Source organism: Ideonella sp., from assembly GCF_041287625.1.
GTDB lineage: Bacteria > Pseudomonadota > Gammaproteobacteria > Burkholderiales > Burkholderiaceae_C > Ideonella.
Map to the genome: position 1 here is coordinate 1 of NZ_JBGGNH010000025.1, position 16,307 is coordinate 16,307.

Annotated in this window: 12 protein-coding genes and 1 pseudogene; 2 read left to right on the plus strand and 11 right to left on the minus strand. The window is 66.7% G+C overall.

The features are described from left to right. Together ACAH41_RS09550 and ACAH41_RS09555 are read left to right on the plus strand one after the other, a co-directional pair. A pseudogene (locus ACAH41_RS09550) lies at positions 1 to 205 on the plus strand (branched-chain amino acid ABC transporter substrate-binding protein); the annotation flags it as partial. A 168-nt stretch (positions 206 to 373) separates the two neighbouring features. Continuing rightward, a complete protein-coding gene (locus ACAH41_RS09555) occupies positions 374 to 2,560 on the plus strand; it encodes a prolyl oligopeptidase family serine peptidase (RefSeq protein ID WP_325652633.1) in 2,187 nt (728 codons plus the stop codon). Positions 2,561 to 2,576: 16 nt separating this feature from the next. Here ACAH41_RS09555 and ACAH41_RS09560 read toward each other — a convergent pair whose 3' ends face one another. The 11 genes from ACAH41_RS09560 to ACAH41_RS09610 all read right to left on the minus strand — a co-directional run bounded on the left by ACAH41_RS09560 (position 2,577) and on the right by ACAH41_RS09610 (position 16,296). Then, complete coding sequence (locus ACAH41_RS09560; RefSeq protein ID WP_325652634.1) at positions 2,577 to 5,249, minus strand: PAS domain-containing protein; 2,673 nt, start codon at positions 5,247 to 5,249, stop codon at positions 2,577 to 2,579. Positions 5,250 to 5,403: 154 nt separating this feature from the next. Then, the gene (locus ACAH41_RS09565) at positions 5,404 to 5,607 is read right to left on the minus strand and encodes a hypothetical protein (RefSeq protein WP_325652635.1); all 204 of its coding nucleotides are present in this window, start codon (positions 5,605 to 5,607) and stop codon (positions 5,404 to 5,406) included. Positions 5,608 to 5,620: 13 nt separating this feature from the next. Next, positions 5,621 to 5,821: a hypothetical protein gene (locus ACAH41_RS09570; protein WP_325652636.1), complete on the minus strand. Its 201-nt coding sequence runs from the start codon at positions 5,819 to 5,821 to the stop codon at positions 5,621 to 5,623. A gap of 229 nt (positions 5,822 to 6,050) precedes the next feature. Continuing rightward, positions 6,051 to 6,314 (minus strand): translation initiation factor IF-1, encoded by a 264-nt coding sequence (gene infA / locus ACAH41_RS09575; protein ID WP_325652637.1) that lies wholly within the window; start codon positions 6,312 to 6,314, stop codon positions 6,051 to 6,053. A gap of 402 nt (positions 6,315 to 6,716) precedes the next feature. Continuing rightward, a complete protein-coding gene (locus tag ACAH41_RS09580) occupies positions 6,717 to 7,775 on the minus strand; it encodes a site-specific integrase (protein ID WP_325652638.1) in 1,059 nt (352 codons plus the stop codon). A gap of 1,116 nt (positions 7,776 to 8,891) precedes the next feature. Then, a complete protein-coding gene (locus ACAH41_RS09585) occupies positions 8,892 to 10,202 on the minus strand; it encodes an ATP-binding protein (protein WP_325652639.1) in 1,311 nt (436 codons plus the stop codon). Positions 10,203 to 10,260: 58 nt separating this feature from the next. Next, a complete protein-coding gene (locus ACAH41_RS09590; protein ID WP_325652641.1) occupies positions 10,261 to 11,721 on the minus strand; it encodes a nickel-dependent hydrogenase large subunit in 1,461 nt (486 codons plus the stop codon). Between the two features lie 4 nt (positions 11,722 to 11,725). Then, positions 11,726 to 12,739, minus strand: coding sequence for a HupU protein (locus ACAH41_RS09595; RefSeq protein ID WP_325652643.1), 1,014 nt, complete (start codon positions 12,737 to 12,739; stop codon positions 11,726 to 11,728). A gap of 2 nt (positions 12,740 to 12,741) precedes the next feature. Beyond that, on the minus strand, positions 12,742 to 14,190 hold the full coding sequence (locus ACAH41_RS09600) for a sigma-54 dependent transcriptional regulator (RefSeq protein WP_325652645.1): 1,449 nt from the start codon (positions 14,188 to 14,190) through the stop codon (positions 12,742 to 12,744). Between the two features lies 1 nt (position 14,191). Then, positions 14,192 to 15,964 carry an enoyl-CoA hydratase-related protein gene (locus ACAH41_RS09605; protein WP_325652647.1) on the minus strand — a complete coding sequence of 591 codons (1,773 nt, stop codon included), beginning with the start codon at positions 15,962 to 15,964 and terminating at the stop codon, positions 14,192 to 14,194. Then, the gene (locus ACAH41_RS09610; RefSeq protein WP_325652649.1) at positions 15,961 to 16,296 is read right to left on the minus strand and encodes a hypothetical protein; all 336 of its coding nucleotides are present in this window, start codon (positions 16,294 to 16,296) and stop codon (positions 15,961 to 15,963) included. Before ACAH41_RS09610 ends, ACAH41_RS09605 begins: the two co-directional genes overlap by 4 nt. Positions 16,297 to 16,307: the final 11 nt, after the last annotated feature.

Genomic DNA, 16,307 nt, shown 5'->3' on the forward strand with positions numbered 1-16,307 from the left:
CGCGACGATGGTGATGGTCGACGCGATGGTCAAGGCCGGCTCGGCAGAACCGGCCAAGTACCTGCCGGTGCTGGCCAAGACCAGCGGCTACAAGGGTGTGACCGGCACCATCGCCTTCGACGAGAAGGGCGACATCAAGAACGGCGCCCTGACGCTGTACACCTACAAGGGCGAGGCCCGCGAGCAGATCGCCGTCATCCACTGAGATGGCGAGGCTGGCGCGACGCCAGCCTTTCTTGCTGCCTCGGGCAGTAGCACAGGCCGCGTTCCGGTTCTAGGGGCAGGGATTCCGCACGGACCCAAGCGGAGGCGCTGAAGCCCGGTCGTAACATCGCCGCTTTGTTTTGGCGCATCCGCGCCATGGAGCCGGTGCATGTCGATTCATGTTTCACGGCGGCGCCAGCTGATCCTGGCCGCCTGCCTGTTTTCCCTGGACCTGGCAGCGGTAGCGGCCACCCCGCCTGCCGCCCCCAGCCAACCGGTCACCGAGACGCTGCACGGCGTGGCTGTGGCGGACCCATATCGCAACCTCGAAAACCTGAAGTTGCCGGAGACGCAGGCCTGGCTGAAGGCGCAAGGCGCCTACGCTGCCGAGCAACTGGCGGCGATCCCCGTGCGCGACGAGATCCAGCAGCGCATCGAGACGCTGGCCAAGGCCACCGGGGACCTGGTGCGCGGCGTTGCCCGCATGCCGGGCGAGCGCTACTACTACCTCAAGCGCAAGGCCGGTGAGAACCAGTTGAAGCTGGTGCTGCGCAAGGGGTTGGGCGGTGCCGAGCAGGTGCTGGTGGACCCGGAAGCGCTGACCAAGGCGGCCGGCGGCGTGCCGCATGCGATCAACTATTTCGTGCCCTCCTGGGACGGCCGCTACCTGGCCTACGGCATTTCGGCCGGTGGCTCTGAAGATGCTTCGCTCTGCGTGATGGACTTGCGCAGCGGCAAGCCGGTGGGCGAGCCGGTGCCGCGGGTGCACGAGGCCGCCGTGCACTGGTTGCCGGACAGCAAGGCGCTGACCTACAACCAGATTCGCGAACTGCCAGCCGGCGCCCCGGAGGCCGAGGCCTACATGGACAGCACGGTGTTCCTGCTGAAGGTGGGCGACCCGGTGAGCGCCGCGAGGCCGCTGTTCGGCCCGCTGGTCAACACCGACCTGAAGCTGGACCGGCTGGACGTGGCCTCGGTCTTCTTCAGCCCCGGCAGCCCCTACATGGTGGCGCGCACGACCGACACCACGGTGCCCGAGGGCAAGGTTTTCGTTGCGCCGGTGGCCTCGCTGAACGGCAAGCGCGTACCGTGGCAACAGGTCTCCGGTTTCGACGACAAGATCACTGACGTGCAGCTGCGCGGCAAGCAACTGTTTCTGCGCACTTACGAGGGCGCGCCGCGGGGCCGCGTGCTGGCACTGGAACTGGCCAAGCCGGTACTGGCGAATGCCCACACGGTGGTCGCTGAGCCGGCCACCGGCGTGCTGGAGTCTTTTGCGCTGGGCCGCGACGCGATCTACACCGAAGAGCGCCAAGGCTTCACCTTGCGCACGCTGCGCCACGCGGGTGGCAAGACCACCGACCTGGCCCTCGGCCTGGCCGGCTCGACCTTCCTGGGCGGCGACCCTGCGCATGCGTACAGCGACATGTTGCTGACCACCAGCAGCTGGACCGAGCCTGCGACCATCCTGCTGGCCGATGGCCACGGCAAGGTGCGCAACACGGGCCTGCGCGAGTCGCAGAAACCGGCCGGCGTGCCCGAGCTGGTGGTGTCCGAAGTGATGGTGCCCAGCCATGACGGCGTGAAGGTGCCGCTGGCCATCCTGCATCGCAAGGGCCTGATGCTGAACGGCAGCAATCCGACGCTGCTGGTCGGCTACGGCGCTTACGGTTTTTCGTTCGAGGCCGGGTACGACCCGCGCGCCTATGCGTGGTTCGAGCGCGGCGGCGTGCTGGCGATGGTCAACGTGCGCGGCAGCGGCGCCTTTGGTGACCCTTGGTACCGCGCCGGCTTCAAGGCCACCAAGCCGAACACCTGGAAGGACGGTGTGGCCGCGGCTCGCTACCTGATCAACCAGGGCTACACGTCGAACAAGGCGCTTGGCATCTGGGGCACCAGCGCCGGGGGCATCTTCGTCGGCCGTGCGGTGACCAGTGCGCCCGACCTGTTCGCGGCTGCGATCTTCGACGTGGGCGTCATGGACGCGGTGCGGGCCGAGGAATCGGCCAACGGTGTGACCAACATTTCCGAGTTTGGCTCCGCGAAGAATCCGGCCGAGTTCCCGGCCCTGCTGGAGATGAGCACCTACCACCAGGTGAAGGACGGCACGGCCTACCCGGCAGTGATGTTCATCCATGGCTTGAACGACCCGCGCGTGGACGTGTGGCACAGCGCCAAGGCCGCCGCGCGCCTGCAGGCCGCGAGCACCAGTGGCAAGCCCATCCTGCTGCGCCTGGACGGCCAGGCCGGGCACGGCGTTGGCAGCACGGCGGCGCAGGGTTACAGCAAGCAGGCCGACATCTACAGCTTCCTGCTGTGGCAGTTCGGCATGGCGGGCACCAAGCCGGCGAACTGACTGGCTGGCCGGCTGTTCAGGCCACGGCAGCCAGGCCCAGCCAGCGCAGCAGCGTCTCGTAAAGCAGCTGCGCCTGCACCGGCTTGGCGACATGATCGTCCATGCCGGCGGCCAGGCAGGCGGCGCGGTCTTCGGCAAAGGCGCCGGCTGTCATCGCCACAATGGGCCAGTGTGTGCGGCCCGGGAGCTGGCGGATCTGGCGGGTCGCCTCCAGCCCGTCCAGCCTGGGCATTTGCACGTCCATCAGCACCAGCGCATAGTCCTGTTCGGCGGCCCGCTGCACCGCCTCGACACCGTCGCAGGCGCTGTCGACGACAAGGCCGGCGGCGCTCAGCAACTCGGTTGCCACCAGCCGGTTGACCGGGTTGTCTTCGGCCAGCAGCACGCGCGTGCCACTGAAGCGCTGGCGCAGTTGCTTGTCCGGCGTGTCCTGCGCTGTGTCGACCGGCGCCGCGGCTGTGGCCGGCTGGTCTTGCAGGCTGCTGAGTAGCGCCTCGGTGGCGGCAGCCACTTCTGCTGACTGCGCCGGATCTTCGGCGAGGATTTCGCGGGCCAGCTCCTGTCGGCCACCGGCCTTGGGCATGCCGGCCTGCAGTTGTGCGGTGAACCAGAAACGGCTGCCCACGCCGAGTTCGCTGTCCACACCTGCCTCGCCGCCCATCAGTTCGGCCAGCCGGCGGGTGATGGCCAGCCCCAGGCCGGTGCCGCCGTAGCGGCGGGTGGTCGAGGCGTCGGCTTGTTCAAAGGCCTGGAACAGGTTGGCCAGCTTGTCTTGCGCAATGCCGATGCCGGTGTCGCAGACCTCGAAGCAGGCCATCAGCGGCGGCTGCCGGCTGTTCGCTGCCAGGCTGGCGATGCCGGGTGGCAGCGGCAGGCTGCTGCAGCGCAGCGTGATGCTGCCGCGCTCGGTGAATTTGCTGGCGTTGTTGAGCAGGTTCAGCACGGCCTGCGAAAGCCGCGTCGGGTCGCCGCGCAAGCCGTCTGGCAGGCCTTCGACTTCCAGCTTCAGCCTGATGCCCTTGGCGCGCACGTGTTCAGCGACCAATGTGGCGGTGCGCTCCAGCATCGCGCTGAGCGAGAAGTCGGTTTCCTCCAGCACCAGCTTGCCGGCTTCGATCTTGGACAGGTCCAGGATGTCGCTGATGACGGCCAGCAGGTGCTGGGCGGCATGGTTGACCTGGTCCAGCCGCAGCAGCAGGTCCGGGTCTCGCTGGCCCTGGCGCATCAGGTAGGTCATGCCGATGATGGCGTTCATCGGCGTGCGGATCTCGTGGCTCATGTTGGCCAGGAAGGCGCTCTTGGCCTGGCTCGCGGCTTCGGCGCGGTCGCGTGCCTGCTGCAGTTCGCGATTGAGCTGCTGCAGCTGCCGCTCGGTGCGCTTGAGCCGGGTCACGTCATGGAAGGCGACGAACACGCCGTGGACCTCACCGTCGTGCACGTCCGGCGTGAAGGTGGTCCAGGTCTGCATGATCTGGCCGTCGACACCCACCAGCGCGCGTTCGATCTGGCGCGCCTCGCCCTGCAGCGCGGCTTGCAGGCAGGGGTCGGTTTCACCGGCGATCTGCTCGCCAAGCAAGTCGTCGGCATGCCGGCCTATCAGCTGTGCCGGCGTGCTCTGCATCCACTGGGCATAAGCCTTGTTCGCGAAGCGGCAGCGCGACTCGCGATCCCAGTAACTGACGGCACCGGGCATGTTGTCGGTCATGGTCTGCAGGAACTGGTTGCTTTCCAGCCGGGCGTGCACCGCATGTTCCAGCGCCACGCCGCGTTCGGTGACCAATTGCTCCAGGTCGTGGCGCTGCTGGTCCAGCGCCTGGGCCAGGCGCTTGCGTTCGGTGATGTCGCGGCACGTGCAGAGCACCAGCGAGTGCGAGCCGGTGTGGGTCGGGCTGGCACTGATCTCGACGTCCAGCAGCTGACCATCCGCACGCCGCCAGCGGCTCTCGATCAGCGCTTGTGATGGCAACCAGTCACCCAGTGAGGCCAGGGCTCTTTCGTGTGTCCAGTCCACGTCCCAGTCCCACAGGTGCAGTTTGGCCACATCGTCCAGCGAGCGCCCGAGCATGCGCGCAAAGCTTTCATTGGCCTGGAACACACCGCCTTCGGGCGTCAACACGACCACTCCGTCTTGCGTCTGCTCCAGCAGTGCGCGACGCAGTTCGGCCTCCTGTTCAGCGAGGTGCTGCAACTGGCGCTTTTCGGTCAGGTCGCGCAGCACGCCGAACAAGCCGATCAACCGGCCTTGGTCATCATGCAGCGGGCCCTTGATGACGCTGAAGAAGCGGTTGTCCGGCCAGTCGCGTTCAAATTCGATGGCGCGCCGTTCCTGCAGCACTTGCGCGTCCTGCACGGCCAGTTCGGCTGCGCGCTCCGGGCCGTAGAGTTCGAGGTCGTTGCGACCGATCACGTCTTCCGGCTTGCGTGCAAAGCTGCGCCCGGCGCCCGGATTGAACAGCAGGTACCGGCCGTTCAGGTCCTTGGCGAAGATCAGATCGGAAGAGCCCTGGGCGATGGCTGCAACCAGGGCGGTTTCGCGCAACTGGGCGATTTGCTGGCGGCGGCGTGCGCCGTGGCGGTCCCGCATGGCATGCCGGCGCCGGCCTCGCCATGCCCACAGCACGACCAGCGTCAGCAAGATGCCGAGCAAGGCGCCGGCAATGGCTGCGATGGCGATAGACAGCTCGGTCACAGTGGCATTTGAAGCATGCCCGTGCCGCGCGCCGGCCTTTCTCAGGCCAAGCGTCGCTCAAGGGGTGTGTTGCCACGGTAGCACAAGCAGCCTGCGGCCCGAAGCGCAAGTCAACCTCTGGAGCCGGCGTGTTTTCCCGGTGGCGCGGGCAGGGTCAAGGCTTGTGGCCCAGCAGTCGCGCCGGCAGGTAGAGCAGGGCGCGCAGCAGCGCAAACATGGCGCCGACGATCACACCCAGCAACCGGAACGGCAGGCTCAACAGCCACAGCAGGGGGGCAAGCAGCAGCAGGGCCAGCGCGACCGGCCAGCACAGCAGCCACAACAGGCACCACAGCAGGAAGGCGATCAGCAAGGGCATGTCGGCTCCCGGTTCAGCTGCGCAGGCCGCGCGAAGGCTGCAGGCGGCAACTCTGGGCCACCTGCGTGTTGTGCTGGGACTGGGCCGATGACAGTTCCTCTTGCCGATGGCTGGCTTCCGATCCCAGTGACCAGAGGATGGCGGTCGTGATGCCGAGCGCCAGGCCGAGGCCGGTCAGTCGGGACAGGAAAAGCGGGGGTTGGGCAAGCGGCATGGCAGGGCTCCGGTTCCAGTGGTCAACGCGCACATCGGGGCGTTGGACAGGCTGGACTCTAGGGAGCGGCGGCGCAGCTCGCGACGGGCAGGCGACGAAACGTCGCGCGAAGGGCATGAGCCGCGGCTGTCTACGACGAAGCAGGCCACAGGACCGGCCAGCACCCTGCTCAGCGACGGCTGTTTCGCTCTGGCCCCGATCAGGCCCACAACGGCGGCGGGCAGATGGCTCAGCGGCGACGCTGCGAGTTGCCGCCCATGGGGGAACCCGTGCGCTCGATGTGCCGGAAAGTGATGCGCCCCTTGTTCAGGTCATAAGGCGAAAGTTCAAGCGAGACGGCATCACCCGCGAGGATGCGAATGTGGTTCTTCTTGACCTTGCCCGCGGTGTAGGCCACCAGCTGGTGGCCGTTTTCCAGCGTCACGCGGAAACGTGAGTCGGGCAGCACTTCATTGACGACGCCACGCATCTCGATCAGTTCTTCTTTGGCCAAAGGGACTCCTGATGACAAAAGGTGTGCTGGCCAAGCCTCGACTCAAGGACAACGGCAACAGCTTCGGCGCACGAGCCGCGAGGGCAGGAAACGCATGGCGCCTTGCAGCGCAACGCGAAAGACCATTTGCGGCCTGCACACCGGCAAAAGCGGCGAGCTGAACGCGCGGCCCCGACGGCGCCAGCGGGGGCAAACAGGCTGGGTGACCGGAAACGGCTGAGGGCCGGTCGGTGACGGGCGGCTGCAGGTGAGGGCAGCGGGCCACGTTGCTGCACGTCGTCGGGGGCCACTGGGGTCGATTCGGCGGTTCTTCGAATCAGACCGGCCGTGAACACGGGGCGGCGTCAGCGCGATGCCTGGATGACCAGCGCGCCGGATGGTGCTGCGGGTCGTGCCTCCGCTTCACCATGCGTCGAGGCGGGCATTGTAAGAGTTTTCGAATTCCTCCACCTGGCTTTCCTCACGTTTGGCCAGCAGGCGCTGGTAGCGGTCCATCACATCGGGGTCCGTTACGCCGAGTCGCCTTGACAGCTCGGCTGGCGTGACGCCCCGGCGCAATTGCCGCAAGGCGTAGGTATGGCGCAAACGGTAGGAGCCACCATCGGTCTGGCCAAGGCCCGCGGCCGCCAGTGCCTTGCGAACCGCCTCGTAGTGCGCCACCTTGCCCCATGCAGCACCGGCTGAGCGCGTCGACGGAAAAACCATGCTTCCGGGAAACTCCAGCTCGCCGCGCAGCGTGAGCCATTCGTCCAGCAGCCTGGCCGGCCAGCCGTTCAACTGCACGGTGTGCGCCGGTGAATTGCCGTGGGCGGGCAAGGTCAGCGCAGCAGGCCGTTGCGGCACCGCCAAACCTGCGGCAGCACGCTGCACATGGCGCAGTTCCAGTGCCCGGATTTCGCCCGGCGTGAGGCCGGCGCCGAGCTGCAGGCCGATCGCTGCCCGGATGCGAACTTCTTTCCAGGCCGCGGAAGAACGGGCGTCGGTCGCGGGCTCGCCGGGTGACAGCCAGCGCAGCAAGGTGGCGGCCTCGTGGGCGCTCAGCGCCTCCGGCAGTCCGTCCTGCTGGCTGGCATTGGCATATTGAATGTCTGGGCGGCGCGCCAGCAATTCTGCGCAAGCATTGCTGGGAGGATATGCAAGCCGCATCGCCTCGAACTGGATCACCCGGTCGATCAGCCTGACCAGCCGCCAGGCATGCCTCGGGCTGAGCTCGGATTCACGGCTGCGCTCGTCCAGGAATCGCGACAGTTGCGCAACATTCAGGTCGGGCAGGCCAATGCGTTGCGCTTGCAGCCATGTGGCAAAGGATTGCCACATGTGGGTGTAGACCGCCAGCGAGGCGGGTTTGGAAAGCAGGCCACGGCTTTGGACGTAAGCCGTCCAGTGTGTCCACGCGGCATCCGTTTCGGACTCCGGGGGCTGGCCATCGAAAAGCGGTACCGGAGAAACAGGCATCGACATGGCACTCCATAAATGAACTAACAGCGGGACTCGGTGGTTGTAAATGAGCGGACTACTGCTTTAGAAAAATAATTGCCGTTAGTTCATTTTAAGCGGCAGGCACTTTGGCTTGGTTCAGCAGATCCGACCGCACAGCGCGGCGCGCCGCTGTGCGGTGAGGTCGACACCCATTAGGGCGCGCCCACACCAAGATCAGCGATAGCGCGGTCCGGCGGATTCATGTCAAGCAGGATGGCGCTCGGTCTGTACTTGTGCGCCATCGCCGCCCGTCAGTGACAGATGGCGCAACCATGCGGCCAAAACCCGTCTTTTGCGAAAGGTCCCCGCAAGACCATCGCGAAACCCTCGTGTCCTCAATCACCAGGAAGCGCAGACCTGGTCGATCGAATCTTCGCCGGCTCGATCACGAAGGTTGAGGCCTGCACGAGGCTCGCGAGGATTGCCGGGAGGTCGAAGCGACGATTGAAGCGGTATTGGACTTCGGCGAGGTAGCCCGTCGCGCTTCAACGCGATCGTCTGGGCCAGTTCGTCCGGCAAGGCCACCCGTCATGCCAACTCCTAACGCCGTCTTAGGCGCAAATACCCGTGCGGCGTCGCGTCTGCCATCCTGACAGCCGCAACTGTTCCGTGACAATGTTCGTTATGTAAAATTACACATGCCACATTTGGTGCTCTGGTCCCTACAGTCCGGCGACATGAATGTCTTTGACGATTCGGGGGAAAGTGCGACAGAAATGCCCGACCCGGCCGATCTTCGGAAAGTCACCCTTTCCCGTCGTACGACACAAACGGCTTGCTTCCTGAGTGGTCGAAACCATCGGTCAAAGTACCAGGCGAGCAATGGTCATCATGAGCGGCGAGAACCTCCCAGGAGAAAGGTCCAGACCGACAGGACAACACTTCAATCGCCCTTTGACGCAGGGCCCTTCTTTCGCCGCTCAGTCTGCGGCAGAAAGATCGGGAAAACCCGATGATTGCATCATGCGGCTGACGCGCTGACTGAAGACGCACGTCGCCTGCATTGATTCGATGCCAAGGAGCCGCCAACACCGACAGGCACGGTAGTTGGACCCCGTCCCGGGGCGGTTCAACCCGGCCGAAGTCAGCTGTAGTTCGCTATGAGATGCGACTCGACTTGTTGAGCTTCTGAAGCACTACCTCAAACTGGGCACCGCCCTCGGCAAGGTTATTCGCTCGGAGTACTCCCGCGTGCTGCTCGACGATGCCGTAGCTGATCGACAAGCCGAGACCAGTGCCTTTCCCAACGGGCTTCGTCGTGAAGAAGGGTTCAAAGACCCGGGACAAATCGCCCGAAGATATGCCGGGACCGTTGTCCTCGACGCGCAGATGAAAGTGCGTAGCCGACTCTTCGATGCTGATCCGCACTTCCGGATCCTGGGTCGAGCGCTCAGCTGTGGCATCAAGCGCGTTCTGCAGCAGGTTCATGACGACTTGCTGAAGCTGCCCGGCGTTCCCCTTGACCAGTCGCGGCATACCGGGCTGCCAACACAACTTCAGGTGCGCCGGAGCGCCCTTGCTGATCCACAGCACCGAGCGGTCCACCACCTGGTTGAGATCGACTTCCTGCCGCGTCTCGGCGTCGACCACCGAGAACCGCTTCAGCCCGTTGACGATGTCGGCCGTGCGCTGCGCGCCCTCCAAAGTACCTTCCAAAAGCGAGGGTAAATCGTCCAGGATGTGCGGCACCCGCAGCTTGATGCGCAGCGCCTGCAGCTGGGCCGGCGTCTGGCCCTCGTGAACCGCGTGCAGGTACTCGCGCAGCCGCTCGCTGTAGCGACCGAGCGCGTGCACGTTGCCCAGCACAAAGCTGATTGGGTTGTTCAATTCGTGCGCCACGCCCGCCACGAGGCGGCCCAGCGACGCCATCTTCTCTGAGTGCAGCAACTGCTGCTGGGTACGCTTGAGAGCCTCGTGGGCAGCGCGCAGTTCCTGGTACGCGCGGCGGATCTCAGCCGTAGGGCGAGCCACGAACACCGTGCCCACGCGGCGCCGCGTGACCGAGAACCGAGGCGTGCAGTTGGCGTCCACCGGCACGCTTTCGCCGTCTGTGCCGCGCAGTTTCAGCTCGATGGACTCGCCCCGTCGCGTCGGGCTGCGGTTGGCCATCACGCCGCGGGCGGCAGCCACACTGGTGTCGTCGGCCAACAGGTCATAGAGCGAAGTGCCGCGAAGCTGCTGATCCGTGCGGCCCACAAGTTCGCACAACGCAGTGTTGGTCTCCTCGATCAAGCCTTGGGCGTCGCAGACCACCAGCACGTCCGACATCGCCGACAGCACGCTGAAGATGAACTGCTGCGACTGCTCAAGCTCGGCGTTCTTCTTCTCCAGCTCGATCTCGTCCGTGACGAGCTGGGAGTAAACCTCGTCCATCTTCTGGATGACGTCCACCCAGGCAGCGTCGTCCATTCCGTGGGGCGGCACAGGTGGTGGCTGGGTATCGACGCGGCGGCGGGGTGGCATGGCCTTAGTGCACTGTGCAGACCATGCAGGGGTCGAACGAACGCACGATGTGCTGCACAGCCACTGGCGTATCTTCGCCGTCTTGCACCGGGGCGTCGACGAGGGCCTGCTCCAGCGCACCGGGCGTGCCAGCCGTGTCGCGGGGTGAGAAGTTCCAGCTCGTCGGCGCCACGATCTGGTAATTGGTGATGCGCCCGCCGCGTACCTCCACCCAGTGCCCCAGCGCGCCGCGCGCGGCCTCGTTCAGGCCCATGCCCTCGCCGTCCTTCGGCAGCGTCGCAGGCTGGCAGTAGGGCTGCTGGGGCTGCAGCGCCCGCAGCCAGGCTTCGATCTGGGGCACGACGCGCGCCAGCTCCAGCGCGCGCGCCAGCACGCGCGTGAAAACCGTGCCGCCGTGGCGGCACACGGCGTCGTGTACCAGCGAGTGGCCGGCAGCAAGCTGGCGGGCGATGGCGCCAGTCTCCACCACCCGTCCGGCCAGGCGCGGTGCCTTGTTCCAGGTATAGGCGCCGGGCTTGTCGGCCTCGGGCTCGGTCAGGCCGTCACGCGGGTGACGAGGGCCGCCGACATCTTGCAGCCAGGCGTGCGTCGCGTCCTCGGTGATGACGGCCGTATCCAGCGGCCGCAGGCAGGCGCCTGCGGCATCCCACTCGCCCGCCGCGAAGAAGTGGCCGCCCTCTGGCTGGGGGTAGGCACCAAAGCTCAGATAGCGCCCCGGGCCGGGACCCAGCGCAGCAAGCGCCGGGTCGAGCATGGCACTGAGGAATACGCGGAAGTCGCCGCGCCTCGGATGCAGCGCGTGCCAGGCCCAGAGCGCGTCTTCATCCGGCAACGCATCAAATGCTTCCAGCGGCGTGCCACCGAACAGTTCGCGCTCCAGGAAGCCACGGAACTCCCGCACGCGAGCCAGCAGTCGCGTGCGCTCGGCGGGCTCGACGGCGCGCGACGAGCCGCCCGGCTCCAGGCTTTGCGTGTGCGGCCACTTGCCGGCCAGCGTGCCCAGCAGCTCGAACCAGCGCTGGCGCGCGGCAATGGCCTTGCGCGTCTGCTCGCCGCGGTCGGGCAGGAATCGCTCCACCGCGTCAGAATGCCAAGGCCGGCCGGCGTAGGCAGCGCGGGCAAAGTCGGGCATGAAGAAGAGATAGAAGTGCGTCAGGTGATCCGCCAGGTTCTCGACGGCCAGGATGGTGTTGGTAACGTGGCGCCCGTTCGCAGGCATCACCACGCCGGCCAGGTCCGCCAGCGCATGCGCCGCCGCCACAGACTGCGATACCGAGCAGATGCCGCAGATGCGAGGCACGAACACCAGCGCATCGTGCGGCGCCTTGCCCTGCAGGATCTGCTCGAAGCCGCGGTACATCGGTGCGTTCACGCGGGCTGCGCGCACGCGGCCATCGGCGACGTCCAGGGTGACCTCCAGGTCACCTTCGACGCGGTTGAAGGGGCCGACGAGCAGGCGCTTCATCGCTTCACTTCAGCCTCGTCTTGCGAATGGCGGGCGTGACGACGCGGTGATCGGCGGTGGCGTTGAGCTTCACGCGCTTGGGTGTGGCCGACTTGGACAGCGACGCCAGCGCGACGAACCAGGCCTTGGGCATGTCAGTGGGCAAGCCAATGGGGATACCCGCGATCTTGGGTGTCTCGTGAAAGGAATGCCCGGGCTCCTGGAAGCCAGGTTCGGTGCAGGCAATGCAGGCATAACCGCCGCGCGTGCAGGAGCCCTCGCCGTTCCACAGCCGAGTATTGCAGTCGGCATGCACCTGGGTGCCCTTGCAGCCCATGTGTTCCATCATGCAGCCGAGGTCCGAGGGTTTCTCGGCGCTGGCCTTGAACTCGTAGAACTCGTTGCGCGTGCAGCCATGATGCACGAGCTGGTCGGCATACAGGCGCGGTCGGCCCAGCGCGTCCAGCGCGTCGGCCTGCAGCTCGCCCGCGGCCATGGCCATCAACGTGTCCATGACCCAGCCCGGGTGCGTCGGGCAGCCGGCTACGTTGACGACCGGCAGTCCCTGCTTTGAGCGAAAGCCCGCGCCCAGCAGGCCGCCGATGCGGTCGTCTTCATATTGCAGGCCACAAGCATCCGTCGGATTGGTGCCGCCAGCCGTGATGCCGCCCCAGGCCGCGCAGCTGCCGATGGCGGCGACAACGCCGGCCTGCTCGGCCAGCCGCTGCACCCAGTGAATCATGGGCAGACCGGTACCCGCCAGTACATGGAAACGTCCCGTACCGTTGGGGCCGCGCAGCAGCGCCCCCTCGACGCAAAGCGCGTCCAGGCGCACATGACCGTCCAGCACATCGTTCAACAGCTTGACGACGCTGCCGCCGGTCTCCAGCGACAGGGACGGGTGCCACAGCAAGTCGATGCCCGCGTCACGCAGTTGTCCGTGAAAGTCGGTCGTGTCGGCGCACAGCAGCGACATGCTGCATCCGCCACAGCCGCCGGACTGCAGCCACAGCACGTTGAAAGGTTGTCGAACAGGCATGCTCAATCCTCCAGGCCGAAGCGCTTCATCTTGCCGCGCAGGCCCACACGAGAAAGGCCCAGCTCCAGCGCCGCCCGCGTCTTGTTCCAGCGGTGGCGCAGCAGGGTCTCGCGCAGCAGCATGGCCTCCACGGCGTCCAGCCGTTCAACCAGCGTACCGCTCAAAGGCAAAGCTGCGGACTGGACCTGCGCGCTCCGCCCTGCCTGGCCCTGCAGAACGCGCGACGAGAAGGCAGCGGCGCCAATCTCGTCACCGTCGCTCAACGCGACGGCACGAGAGATCTCGTTGCGAAGTTCGCGGACATTGCCAGGCCAAGGGTAGGCCAGCAGTGCGGCCAGGCCTTCGTCGCCCAAATTTGCATGAGGGCGGCCGAGTGCCGGTGCGACATCGGCGAGCAACCGCCGAGCGATGACGCCGATGTCGCCGCTGCGCTCGCGCAAAGGTGGCACCGTCAGCGTGACGCAGGCGATACGGAAGTAGAGGTCTTCGCGAAAGTGTCCGTCGCGCACGCGTTGCTCCAGGTCGCGATGCGTGGCGGCGATCACGCGCACATCCACCGGCACCACGCGCGTGGCGCCGACCGGTCTCACCTCGCCTTCCTGCAGCACCCGCAGCAGGCGAAGCTGGAAGGCCGGCGAAGTCTCTCCAAGTTCGTCGAGGAAGATGGTGCCGCCATCAGCGCGTTGGAACAAACCGATGTGGTCCTCGAAAGCGCCAGTGAACGCACCACGCTTGTGTCCGAAGAGTTCGGACTCGAGCAACGTATCGGTCAGCGCGGCGCAGTTCTCCACAACGAAGGCACCGGCCGCACGCGGGCTGGCGTAATGCATGGCGCGCGCAAGCAGCTCCTTGCCTGTGCCGGACTCACCCTGGACAAGCACGCTCAAGTCCACCCGCGCCATGCGCTCGGCCAGCGCGCAGACGCCATCCATAGGGCTGCCAGGTAGCCGCTCGATGCGATCAAAGTCAAAGGTGGCCCGGGCGCGCTCCAGTTTGCGCTCCGCGCGCTGGCGAAGCACGGGGGTGCTCGTGCGCAGCTCCAGGTCCATCCGGTGCATGTCGCGCTGCAGTGTCCGCGCCTCGGCAGCATTGCGCACCGTTTCCAGCAGGTGCTCGGGTATCCAGGGCTTGAGGATGTACTGGTAGATGCCGGCGTCATTGATGCCGGCAATGATGTCCTCGGAGTCGGTGTAGCCCGAGATGATGATCCGCACAGTATCGGGCCAGCGCTCACGCACCTCCTTCAGGAAGGCCACGCCGGTCAGGCCGGGCATGCGCTGGTCGCACAGGATGGCACTGACATCCTGGCGCTCAAGGTGCGCCCGGGCCTCGTCGGCGCCGCTGGCCGTCAGCACGGTGAAGTCCTCGTCCAGCGTGCGGCGCATCGCGTCCTGCGAGCGCACCTCGTCGTCGACCACCAACACCAGGGGAAGGGACAGCGCCGGGCTCATGTCAGGCTGCGGTGCCGCGCTCGCGATGGACAGCGAGGTGGCGCGGCGTCCACGCCTGCGGCAGCTTGTGGACGAAGTGGTAACGCGCCACGTGATAGCTAGGATCGAAACCGTAGAAATTGCGGTGCATGCGGGAGAGTTCGTCCTGGCGGTAGGCGGCGAGCGGACGGCAAGCCTCGTCGGCTGCGCGCGCCTGATGCTTGGCGGCGATCCGCTGCGCTAGATTGTGCGACAGCGCCAGGGCCAGCCCGTTGGCGATGGCACCGGACTCGAAGTCCGCCGCTTTGGCGCCAGTCTCTGCATCGACGCAGCGGTCGATCAAACCGATGCGCTTGGCTTCGGTCGCGCCGAGCGGCAGGCGCCGCTGCATCAGCGCCCGCGCGTCATCCGAGCCAAGGCGGCGCGGCAGCAGGTAGGTCCAGTATTCCGAGCCGTAGAGGTTCCCCATGTTCTTGTAGTGGGCGTTCAGCACCACGCCGCGGTGGGCCCACACCTCGTCGGCAGCCAGCGCGAGGAAAGCGCCGCCAGCGCCGGCATTGCCCCGGAGCACGGCCACCGTTAGGCGGTCCGTCGTCATGATCAGTTCAAGGGCCACGTCATCCATCGCGTTGATGTTGCGCCAGGACTCGTCGGCGGCACTGTCGCCCGTGCGGTACGCAGCGGCCTCGATGCAGTTCAGGTGGATGCCGTTGCTGAAGAAGTCGTCACCGCCCAGAAGCATCAACACCTGCGTATCCCGGCGCTTGACCTCGCGCAGGGCCGCCAGCAGCTGTTCGCACTGCCCGGTGGACATCGCGCCGTTGTGGAAGTCGAAGGACAGGCAGCCGAGCCGCGCACCCGGCGGGCCGGACTCACGGTAGCGCAGCTCGCCCCATTCGTCGTCGGGACGCTCCAGCGAGGCAGGCAGCTCGGGCAGGCGTTGCGCTTCGGCCGCGAAGGCCAGCGCGGCGGGCAGCTTGAAGGGCTTGCCCTCGCCGCAGGCTGACGCGGCGCGCGCCTGGCCTATCCAGACGGCGCCGTCGACCGTGCGACGCAGCAGCGCGCCATCGCGCCGGGCCAGCAGCTCGCCCGGCGCACCCGGCGGCAACGTGACCAGCAGGGCCGCGCTGGCCGCATGGCCGTCGCTCAGGTGGCAGGCATGACCAAACAGATTGTCGGCGACGCCGGGCTGGCCGTCGGCGCTGCGCAGTTTGGCAAGCACGCGGGCCGTGTCGTCCCGCTGCCAGGAAATGCACCGTGCCGACTGCGGCATCGACGGCCGCCACGTCTGGGCCGTCGCTGCCGCCGCAACCGGCGCGATCGCGCCTCCTTCGGCGAGGCGCGCCACCGCACGCAGCACGGCCTGAACGGCAGCCTCGGCCACCTCACGGCGGTAGAGGCTGCCTTTCGAGGCCGGGCGCATGGCCACAAGGTCATGGTCCCAGATCGGGCCGGCATCGAACTCGGCATTGGCCTGCAACACCGTGACGCCCCAGTCCGCCCGCTCGTCAAGCACCGCCCAGTCCAACGCCGAGGGCCCACGATCGCCGGGTGGACCGGGGTGGACGACGAGGCAGGGCAGCCGCGACCACACCGATTCGGGGATGCGTCGCTTCAGGAACGGCGCGATGACGAGCTGCGGCTGGAAAAGCTCAATCGCGTCCTCGGTGACACGTTCGGCGATGTCCAACTCGACGGACAACGTGTGTCCAAGCGCGCGCAGTTCGACATACAGCCGCTGCGTCAGGCTGTTGAAGCTGTGACACAGCAGCAGAACGCGCAAGGCGGACGTCATGGCGCATGGCTCCCGGGGCGCAGGTCGACAAGCAGCCTGTTGGCACCCTTGCGGCCGAGATAGATGGCCAGCTTGGCCTCGATGGCGGCCAACGCCGCGCCATAGGCGTCGTCCGTGACCGCGGCCAGCAGCGGCCGGCAGACCACGTCGACATCGGGGCCGAAATGCGGGGTGAGCCGGACGAGGGCCGTTCGCTTCAGTGAGGCCAGGCGCGCATCGGCATTTACCACTGGCCCTGGGGCCGGCACTGCCGCAGCCGCTGGAGCAGGCGCGCACGCCGCCGGGGCGCCAAGTGCGGTCTTGCGATAGACGATGTCGTCAGTCCGGTCCATGCCGAGGGAGG